We start from the raw sequence: 10,832 nt of genomic DNA, 5'->3' as shown, positions 1-10,832 counted from the left end.
ATTTTTGACTTTGTATTGTTTTGAATTTGTAAATATTTGATTGTAAATGATTTAAAAACTTTTAGTCTTGAAATTTAAAAAACTTGGCAATTATGAAATATAATTCCAGATACTTTTCTTTTTGGTAAGTTCTATAAAAACAGCTTTTAGGATAGCGTGTTCAGGTTTTTGTAATGGTGCATCTTCTTTTAGGATTTTCATAGCATAATTTCTGGCTAAGGATAAAATATCGCGATCACGTACAATATCGGCAATCTGCAGGTTTAGGACACCGCTTTGCTGGGTTCCCATTAAGTCTCCGGGTCCGCGGAGTTTAAGATCGACTTCGGCAATTTCAAAACCATCATTAGTCTGTACCATTGTTTCCATTCTGGTTTTGCTGTCTGAACTTAATTTATGGCTGGTCATTAAGATACAATAACTTTGTTCGGCACCTCGGCCAACACGCCCGCGTAGCTGGTGCAGTTGTGATAATCCAAAACGTTCGGCACTTTCTATAATCATTACACTCGCATTTGGTACGTTTACACCAACCTCAATTACGGTTGTAGCGACCATAATATTGGTTTTGCCTTCAGAGAAACGTTTCATCTCAGAATCTTTATCTGCAGGTTTCATTTTTCCGTGCAGGATAGAAATAGAATATTGCGGCAGCGGAAAATCACGAGATATACTTTCGTAACCGTCCATTAAATCTTTGTAATCCATTTTTTCAGATTCCTGAATTAACGGATAAACAATATAAATTTGTCTTCCTTTTGCGATTTCATCACGAAGGAATTTCCAAACTTTTAAGCGGTTAGTATCATAACGATGTGCAGTTTCAATTGGTTTTCTTCCCGGAGGCAGCTCATCAATAACCGAAATATCCAGATCTCCATATAAACTCATCGCTAAAGTTCTCGGAATTGGAGTTGCTGTCATCACAAGAACATGCGGTGGAATTTCGTTTTTTTTCCACAATTTAGAACGTTGTTCGACTCCAAATCGATGCTGCTCATCTATTACGGCTAAACCTAAGTTTTTAAATTTTACTTTGTCTTCCAATAGGGCATGAGTACCAATTAAAATTTGCAGGCTTCCGTTTTCGAGTTCCTCATGAATGATTTTTCGAGCTGCAGTTTTGGAAGATCCCGTTAATATTTTAATGTTGATATTTAAAGTATTGGCCAGTTCAGATAAACCAATAAAATGCTGATTGGCGAGAATTTCTGTTGGTGCCATTAAACAAGCCTGAAAACCATTGTCTAGTGCCAAAAGCATACTCATAAAAGCAACAATAGTTTTTCCTGAACCAACATCTCCCTGCAATAACCTGTTCATTTGGGCATTGCTTCCCATATCTGAACGAATTTCTTTTATTACTCTTTTTTGAGCATTTGTTAGATTAAACGGAAGGTGATTTTGATAAAATTCATTGAAAAATTCTCCAACAGAGGTAAAAGGATGTCCTTTGATTTTATGTTTTCGAATCAAATTCTTGGTGATCAATTGCAATTGAATAAAGAATAATTCTTCAAATTTTAATCTGAATTGGGCTTTCGCCAAAACCTCGGTGCTTTTGGGAAAATGGATATTGAATAAAGCCGCTTTTTTTGAAATTAACTTCAGTTCTTCTACTAAATAAACTGGAAAAGTCTCTGTAAATAGAGCTTGTGTTTCGATAAACAACTGTTCCATTAACTTATTAATCGTTCTGTTCGAAATACCGCGATTGGCTAATGTTTCTGTAGATGGATACACAGGCTGCATGGCAGAACGAAGACTTTTTTCGTGCTCACTCAGCAGTTCAATTTCCGGGTGTGCCATACTAAACTGACTTCCATAAAGAGAACATTTTCCAAAAACAACACAGACTTCATTGAGTTTTAGACTTTCACGGATCCACTTATGTCCCTGAAACCAATTTAGATCGATCTGTCCCGTATCATCTACAAAAGAAGCAACCAGACGTTTTTTATTCTTGGCAAATTCTACCGTTTTTATATTGATTATTTTGCCAATGATCTGAACTTCTGAGCCTGTATTTTGAAGTTCATTAATTTTATAATAACGCGTCCTGTCAATATATCTATTCGGAAAAAAATTGACTAAATCTCCATATTTATGAATTCCCAATTCCTTACGAAGCAGCTGACCACGGCTGGGACCAACACCTTTTAAGTATTCTATGGGAGTTTCCAAGAGATTGTTAGACATTTTAGTTTTTAGTTAATTGTTGATAGTTGTTTATTGTTTTTAGCTGTTTATTGTACTTTTCCATCTTTCATCTTGTCTCTTTCATCTTGTCTCTTTCCTCTTTCATCTTTCATCTTGTCTCTTTCCTCTTCCCATCTTTCCTCTTCCCCCAACCGCTAAGATTTTTTAACTCGCGAAGATAAGTCTTTGTTAATGATTTTAAAAATCTAAAATTTCTTAAAAATCAGGTTGCAATATTAAGTTAGTATTAAGTTGTCTATTTTGACGCAACCATTTTAAGAGGAACTAATCTTATTAATATAACCGTAAAAACTATTAAAATGAAGAAACTTGGAATTCTATTAATGCTGATTTTAAGCATGGTGTCATGTTCTAATGATAAAGATGAGAAAAACACAGCTGTTGATTATTATGGAACCTGGCAGTTAACAGTAATGAACAGAAATAAAAATCCTGCTGCAAATTCGATAAGTGTTTTAGAATGGCAGGAGGCTTATATCCTTACTCCCAACGGAACTTTTTCTAAAATAAGAGTAAAAGACGGTAAAACTACAAAAGAATCGGGAACATTTGTAATGAATAAAACACTGGAGCAAACTCAATTTGAATTGACTTATGCCACACAAAATGAGATAATCGGATCATGTAATTCAAATCTAAAAGAAAATTTATACATCATTCATTCAGTTGGGAAATTATTTAGTACATGGGGTAATTGTGATGGTCCTCTTTTAACTTACGAAAGGATGATATATTGAGTAAAGCTTACTAATTCATATTTTTTTTAAAACTCCGTCAGTTTTCTGGCGGAGTTTTTTGTTTCCTATATAATTAGATTATTAAAGAAAACCCAGAATTGAATTTTCGCAAAAATTGTTTGAAGATTATACCCGTATAAATACCTGATTTTTAATTATAACACAAGTAAAGTTTCGGTTTATTCTCACACATTTGTACATTTGTTTTGTAGGATTTTAATTTAAAAATAAATTCTATTTCCTTAACAAACACCAAAAAACAATTTAATCTAATTTTTAATTTTTTAACCATGGAAACAATCAAATTTGCAGAAACAATCGAAGAAAATGACATCCAGACTCCATTTAGAGTTGGAAACTGGCTTCCTTCAGACCAAAATTTCCTTCGCAATTGGATGAACGATTTAATTGAAAAAACAGATAAGAATCCAAAAGAATTATTACCTGTTATTTCTGAATTTAAGGATTTTATAGAAAATGATCCTGAAATTTTTATGTATTTTAATCTGATGTTCAGTCAGGTGCCAAAAAAGTATCGAAAAGATCCAAGCGGGCATAGACAAGTACGTGATTATCATCATATGCTTCAGTTATTCAACACCATTATGACTCATGCCCCAGAGTTTAATACCACCGGAGTTGTTGGTTTTCCTATAAATGCAATTCTGGACTGGTCAATGGGAACTGAAGCTGGTTACGCAGCTTTTCTCAATAAAAAAGTAAACGAACAATTTAAAAAGATGTTAAACGAATGGGCGATTTTCTTAAAATCATCAGATTCATGCGCGGTTTTAAATAAAGACCCAAAAAGCGGCTGGTTTGGTAAAGATGCCATGCAGGCAATGCCCAATTTTGATACTGAATTTGTTTGTGATCCTAACTTAGAACACCACGGCTTTACCTCATGGGATAATTTTTTTACTCGTGAGTTCAGACCTGGACAACGTCCTGTAGCAAGTCCAAATGATAATAATGTTATTGCCAATGCCTGTGAATCTGCGCCTTATAGAATTGCTAAAAATGTTGAAGCCAAAACTAAATTCTGGATAAAAGCACAGCCTTATTCTGTAGAATATATGATGGCAGGAGATTCTTTTACAGAAAAATTTATAGGCGGTACTATTTATCAGGCTTTTTTAAGTGCTTTAAGTTATCATAGATGGCACAGCCCGGTTAGCGGAACTATCGTTAAAGCTTACACTGTTGACGGAACTTATTATGCAGAAGCCATTTCTGAAGGGTATGATGATGCCGGACCAAATAATTCTCAAGGATATATTACCGAATTGGCTACACGAGCCCTTATTTATATTCAGGCAGATAATCCGAAAATTGGCTTAATGTGTTTTATGCCAGTTGGTATGGCAGAAGTTTCTTCGTGCGAAATCACTGTGTACGAAGGACAGCATGTAAACAAAGGGGATCAATTAGGAATGTTTCATTTTGGAGGTTCGACACATTGCCTGTTCTTTGGTCCGAAAGTTCAATTAGATTTTGATATGCACGGACAAAAACCAGGATTAAATTCTAAAAATATTCCCTTAAAATCTAAGATTGCAACAGTATTATAAAATATAATCCTGCTTTTTATAGCGCTCCGTCAGTTTTCTGGCGGAGTTTTTTTTGGACATTATTATCGAATTGGTTAAAATATAGCAGCATTCAAACAAAAATGAATTTATATATTTGAACATCGTTTACTTAAAATTAAATACAATCCACCTATACCTAATTCTATAGTATAATAATGAAAGAAGAAAATAAGCCTTTTGAAAATATGAAGTTTAGCGGAGTAGAATTTAAAGTGATTAACAGACAAGAAGCCCACGAAATTATTGGAAATCTGACAGACTTTAAAGATCAAAAAATCTACAATGTTTTTGAAGATACATGGCGTTTTCCTGATTATGAAGACAATGCAATATTTCTATTGGCAGAAAGAGATGTAGAAATGGATTCGTTTGAAATGGATTACAGTACAGAAGAACATGCAGATGTTTTTATACTTGGTTTTATTTTTAAAGGAAATTTAGTAGTGAATAAATTAATCAGTTCATACGATACAGACAATTCCCCTGCATTGATAGTATTCGGCAAAACCATAACTATAAATATTACATTGTTTGGCAGCGTGCATTATCTTGGAGGCGGTGTGCAATGCGATTCGCTTTTTGGAGAATACAATCATGGCGAACTTTTTGTAAAAGGCGAGTCTAGTGCCTGGCTGATCTACAGCGATGATATGGTTATGCATTTTGAAAGTTTTAACAACGTTCAGGCTGTTATTAGTGCAAATCGTCCTGATGTAACAATCTGCAGCAGACTCAGCACAGGAGATGGAGAAACTATTATGATAGAAAGTTATTTTCCCTCTACTCATAAATTATCTGATATTGTAAACGATTTATATATTGAACAATCTGCAGATTACAATAGAGAAACACTAACTTCTGATTATTACGAAAAGGTTTTTAAAGAAGGCCTTTCGCTTATTGACCACAGCAAAGAAGAGCGATATTTATATACCAATTTTCGTGAGGAGTTTGCAGTTATGATACAAACATTATTAGATAATGAAGTTACCATAAAAGATGGAAGTTTGTATGTTGAAGAAGGAATCTCAAAATATAGTTTTGTTAAGTTTTCTCACGAAGGAGAGCAGTACTGCCAGATCGCAGCAACGATTGGAAATGGATTTGATATTAGAATGCGTGCATTATGGAGTATTGATACAAAAGAAATAACACTTTTGTTAGAATATCTTGACGAAGAAGAAAACACTAAATACCAATGGATTAATAATGAAACAGCGGTCGGAATCGAATATTATGCTATAAAAAATGCTGTTAAAGAAGCATTTGAAATATTGAATCAAGAAAGTCTTGCTCAATATGATGAGCCTGAAACCTATGAGGAAGAAGAAGAAGAAGATAAATTATCTCTTGATGAATTTTTAGTGCAGTTTGGAACATCTAAAGCGCCTGATGATTTACTGAAATTATTTGAATTTCAGTCTCAATTTGGCGGAGAGTCATTTTCTGAATCGTTTTATTTATATGCCTTCAATTCTAAAACAGGATTAAAAACATGGTCTGAAGACGAAGAATTCTATAATAGTTTTATCGAATTTGCCACTGCCAACGGATCAGGAAGTTCCTATGCGTATTGGCTTACAGATAAGGATTTAAATAATTGTCCAATTGTAGTTTTTGGTGATGAAGGCGGCATTCATGTCGTGGCAGAAAACACTCAAGATTTTATTAGGCTGCTTACTTACGATACCGAAATTTCTGTCGATCACGAAAATATTTATTTCTATAGAGATGACGAAGAATATGAGGAAAGTGAAAATAAAGAAGAATTTGTTAATTGGGTAAAAGAAAATTTTGGTCTGGATGCTGTTGATACAGAAGAAGAAACAGAATTAATTATTGCTAATGCCAAAGAAAAATTCGGAAAGAAATTAAATGCTTTTTTAGAGAAATTTGACATTGAAACTTTTGAAGAAGTGTATGAACCTAAAGTAAAAGTAAAATCTGATAAATATGACTTTCAAAAAATTGAAGGAGAAAAAATAGAATTTAAAGATTTTAATTTTAAGCTCGCAGTTATCCAGATTCTGATGTACGAAAAAGAACTGCTGCTTCCTAAATTTGATTTGTATGAGTTTGTAGAAATCTATGATAAAAGAGAAATTGATATTGAAGAAGAAGGCTATGATTTTATTCCGGAAGTAACCGAATATTTTGAAAAGCTTGAAATTGATAAGAAATTTGCAGACGAAATAACAGAAATAATTCAAGATGGTGGAGATGATATTTACTTAGAATTATACCGTTTTTGGGATGGAGAAGATGATGCTTTTAATATTAAATCTGCAGAAGATTTTAAGAATTTTAAAAACATCACCAAAGTAGAATTATTTTATGATGAAGATGACAGTCTGATTAATGAGCTTAAGAAAATGGGAATTGAAACAGACTATATTTAGACTTTATAATTTATTAGAATACTTATCTTTGGATAAAACTTATTTAAATGACAACACATTTAGCACTTTTACGCGGTATCAATGTTTCCGGCCACAATATGATGAAAATGGAAGCTCTGAAAACAATGTTGGAAAATATTGGTTTTCAGAATGTTCGAACCTATTTACAATCGGGAAATGTTTTTGTTGATAGTGAAGAAAATGCTTCAAAAGTTGGTTTTAAGATCAAACAGGAAATTTTTAAAGTCTTCGGACATGACGTTCCAGTCGTTGTCATTACAAAAGAAGATCTCGAATTGTGTTTTGCAAACAATCCCTTTTTAAAAGAAAAAGATATTGACACTAAAAAGTTATATGTTGCTTTTATTTCAATCGCTTTGAAAAAGGAAAATATTAATGATTTGAAAATCAGTCAGTTTAAGCCGGATGAAGCGAGTATTGATGAAAATAAAATTTTTATTAAATACGCGGTTGGAGCCGGAAAAACAAGATTTGATCAAAAATATATTGAGAAGAAACTAAATGTTACGGCAACAATTCGAAACTGGAATACCGTTACCAATCTTTTAAATATGTACTCAGAATAATGAAAAAAGCACTAATTCTTTTTTGTATTTTTCTTTTAAATAATTCATTAACAGCGCAGAATAAAGCTGTTTATAAAGAAGAGGTTTTTAGCTCTTTTCTAAAGAAATTTAAAGAAAGTCAGGATTTTCAATTGAGCAGAATTCATTTTCCTCTAACGGTAAAAATGAATAATGATGATTATGAACTGGTTGATTATGTAATTGCTAAAAGTGATTATAAAATGATCAGACTAGATGATAAAGGAAGCCAGTATCAGCAAAAAAATGTTCCTAAAAACAGTACCGTTATTATAAAGCAACGCGGCAAGGATAACGGAATTTTTGTAGAATATATCTTTATCCAAAAGAAAGGTTTATGGTATTTAAAAACCTGGGTTGATATGTCGACTTAAGATTTTATTTCTTTATCAAATCACAATACCAGAATCCGAAATCAAAAGCATCGCTGGTATTGGTATCGCAGGCGGTATTTGACAAATCTTCAGATTTAGGCCTTTCGTATTTTCTATAGACAATTTCACCCTTTTCAAAATCAATTGGTTCTGAGAAAATAGGTCCATCAAAAGTAAATGTGTGAAACTCTCCTTTTTCACCGCAGACATCAACATTTTCGGGTAAATCATTTATAAAATCCTGATCGATAATTCGGCCGACAAAACTTTTGTCTAAATAGCGTTCGTTCACACAAACGACAATTGTTTTAAATCCTAAAGTAATAAATTCTTGAATTAAATCTTTTGTTTCAATTTTCCAAAGCGGAAAAACGCCTTTAAAACCTGCTTTAGCCAATTGATCTTCGCGATATTTGCGTAAGTCTTCCAGAAAAATATCACCAAAAACAGAATGTGTAAAACCTTGATTTTTCATTTCAGTCAAGGTTTCGAGCATGATATTATCATAAACTTCCATCGTTGGCATTTCGGGTATTTGAATAATTTTTAATGGTAAACCAATGCTTTTGGCTTGCGCTTCTAATAATTCAACACGAACGCCATGCATAGAAATTCTCTGATACTGCTGGTTAACACTCGTTACTAAACATTCGATTTTATAATCCGGATTTTGCAGGATTTTATACAATGCAAGTGCAGAATCTTTTCCGCTGCTCCAGTTAAATAAGGCTTTTATTGGTATTGACACGTTGTTGTAATTTTCTGCAGTAAACATACAAATTTCATTCGATTTGTTACTTAAACCTTTGTAACTTTGGGATCTTGGCATTAATTTATTTTCAATGAAATACATCTTCCTGTTTTTTACCAGCTTAATCTTTGCACAACAAACTCAATATGTTGATTTTAAAACTGTTTCAGGACAATTAACATTAGATCCAAAACAAAGATCAGTTGCAGGGGCTGTTGCTTATGATTTTGAAATTTTAAAAACGACCGACACCATAAGCCTTGATGCAAAAAATATGGAGTTTTCTAACGTTAAAATCAATAATAAAGAAGTCATTTTTCTCAATACCACAAAACAACTTAAAATCATAAAAAATTTTGAGAAAGGTCAAAATCACCTCACGTTTAATTATACTGTAAAACCAAAACAAGCATTATATTTTATTGATATTGAAGGTTCTGAAGTGCAAATCTGGACGCAAGGGCAGGGAAGATATACAAGTAATTGGTTTCCGAGTTTTGATGATGTGAATGAAAAAGTAATTTTTAATATCGGAATTACTTATGATGCCGCATATCAGGTCGTTTCAAACGGAATTTTAAAAGAGAAAAAAGCAAACGGAAATTCAGTTCATTGGCAGTACGAAATGGAAAAACCAATGAGTTCCTATTTACTAATGCTTGCAATTGGAAAGTACGATAAAAAGGAATTTAAGGCGAAATCTAAAATTCCGTTAGAATATTATTTAGAAAATAAAGATTCTAATCGTTTTGAATATACTTACCGCTATTCTAAACGTATTTTTGATTTTTTGGAGAAAGAAATTGGAGTAAAATATCCGTGGAAAATTTACAGACAAATTCCAGTTCGTGATTTTCTTTACGCCGGAATGGAAAATACAACTGCTACGCTTTTTGCCACCCGTTATGTAGTTGATTCTATTGGTTTTGAAGATCGAAATTATACAAATGTCGATGCTCATGAACTGGCACATCATTGGTTTGGAGATTTAATTACGGCCGAAAGCAGTACACATCACTGGCTTCAGGAAGGTTTTGCAACTTATTATGCGGCGTTGGCAGAAAGAGAAATTTTTGGAGACGATTACTTTTATTCAAAATTATACGACACAGCGCAACAGATCAAATTTGCCTCCAGGACAGATCCTAACCCTGTATTAAATGCCAAAGCAAGTTCACTTACTTTTTACGAAAAAGGAGCTTGGGCATTATTTGTTTTGCACGAATCGATTGGTGATAAAGCTTTTAAAAAAGCCGTTAAAAGTTATTTGAATAAATATGCTTATCAAAATGTAAACACTCAAAATTTCTTTGATGAAATTAAAAAAGTATCTGATTTTGATTTGGATAAATTTCAAAAAACCTGGCTCGAATCGACTGCTTTTGATACTGCAGCCGCAAATGAATTATTAAGCAAAAATAAAACGATTCAGCTTAGATTAGAGGTTGATAAATTGAAGAAAATACCACTTGCTGAAAAAGAAGTTTTCTTGAAAAAAACATTAGATTCAGATGTTTACTATACTGTAAAAGTGGCTGTTATTGATCAAATTGAAAATGAAAAGTATGAAGCTAAAAAGCCATTTTTGCTAACCGCTCTGCAATCAAATAATATGCAGCTGCGTCAGGCCGTTGCCAATTCTTTAACCAAGATTCCAGAAGATTTTAGAACAGCATATGAAACTTTACTTGATGATAAATCGTATCAAACACAAGAAATTGCATTGTATTGGCTGTGGAGAAATTTTCCCGATCATCGTGCAGAATATCTGGATAAATCTAAAAACTGGATAGGTTTTAACGATTATAATCTTCGCACCTTATGGCTTTCGTTGGCTTTGTCAACGCAAAATTACAGCGAAAATCCTGAAGTATTAATCTCAGAATTGATTGCTTTCTCTTCTACAAAATATGAGGCTACAACCAGACAAAATGCGCTCGAAAAACTGATCGCCTTTAAGATTATTAACGATCAGGTTTTGAGTAACTTAGTGAGTTCGACCACGCATCATATGTGGCAGTTTTCAAAATTTGGAAGAGATACAATTCGAGTTTTATTAAAAAATCCTGAAATGCGTGCTTCGTTTGAAAGAATTTTGCCTAATTTGAACCCCGATGAACAGTTTCAATTGAATCGTTTGTTGAAAGAGTAAAA

8 protein-coding genes are annotated in these 10,832 nt (G+C 32.9%); 6 read left to right on the top strand and 2 right to left on the bottom strand.

Going from position 1 to position 10,832, the window contains the following annotated elements:
- Positions 1–90 precede the first annotated feature (90 nt).
- Complete coding sequence (gene recG, locus B0A68_RS24195; RefSeq protein ID WP_035680867.1) at positions 91–2,199, bottom strand: ATP-dependent DNA helicase RecG; 2,109 nt, start codon at positions 2,197–2,199, stop codon at positions 91–93.
- Between the two features lie 320 nt (positions 2,200–2,519).
- Between recG and B0A68_RS24190 the strand changes: the two genes are divergently transcribed.
- The 5 genes from B0A68_RS24190 to B0A68_RS24170 all read left to right on the top strand — a co-directional run bounded on the left by B0A68_RS24190 (position 2,520) and on the right by B0A68_RS24170 (position 7,927).
- Positions 2,520–2,957, top strand: coding sequence for a hypothetical protein (locus B0A68_RS24190; RefSeq protein ID WP_035680869.1), 438 nt, complete (start codon positions 2,520–2,522; stop codon positions 2,955–2,957).
- A gap of 290 nt (positions 2,958–3,247) precedes the next feature.
- Positions 3,248–4,528, top strand: a complete 1,281-nt coding sequence (locus tag B0A68_RS24185) for a phosphatidylserine decarboxylase family protein (RefSeq protein WP_051892434.1) — start codon at positions 3,248–3,250, stop codon at positions 4,526–4,528.
- 176 nt (positions 4,529–4,704) lie between these two features.
- On the top strand, positions 4,705–6,948 hold the full coding sequence (locus B0A68_RS24180) for a DUF6892 domain-containing protein (RefSeq protein WP_205623777.1): 2,244 nt from the start codon (positions 4,705–4,707) through the stop codon (positions 6,946–6,948).
- A 47-nt stretch (positions 6,949–6,995) separates the two neighbouring features.
- Positions 6,996–7,535, top strand: a complete 540-nt coding sequence (locus tag B0A68_RS24175; RefSeq protein ID WP_035680870.1) for a DUF1697 domain-containing protein — start codon at positions 6,996–6,998, stop codon at positions 7,533–7,535.
- Positions 7,535–7,927, top strand: coding sequence for a DUF4348 domain-containing protein (locus tag B0A68_RS24170; protein ID WP_035680874.1), 393 nt, complete (start codon positions 7,535–7,537; stop codon positions 7,925–7,927). Before B0A68_RS24175 ends, B0A68_RS24170 begins: the two co-directional genes overlap by 1 nt.
- A gap of 4 nt (positions 7,928–7,931) precedes the next feature.
- Here B0A68_RS24170 and B0A68_RS24165 read toward each other — a convergent pair whose 3' ends face one another.
- Entirely contained in the window at positions 7,932–8,669 is a 738-nt protein-coding gene (locus tag B0A68_RS24165) for a Dph6-related ATP pyrophosphatase (RefSeq protein WP_035687704.1), read from the bottom strand.
- A 100-nt stretch (positions 8,670–8,769) separates the two neighbouring features.
- Between B0A68_RS24165 and B0A68_RS24160 the strand changes: the two genes are divergently transcribed.
- Positions 8,770–10,830 (top strand): M1 family metallopeptidase, encoded by a 2,061-nt coding sequence (locus B0A68_RS24160; RefSeq protein ID WP_035680879.1) that lies wholly within the window; start codon positions 8,770–8,772, stop codon positions 10,828–10,830.
- Positions 10,831–10,832: the final 2 nt, after the last annotated feature.

This window comes from Flavobacterium reichenbachii (assembly GCF_002217435.1).
GTDB lineage: Bacteria > Bacteroidota > Bacteroidia > Flavobacteriales > Flavobacteriaceae > Flavobacterium > Flavobacterium reichenbachii.
The sequence above is the reverse complement of the archived record's forward strand: the minus strand, read 5'-3'. Positions and strand labels throughout refer to the sequence as shown.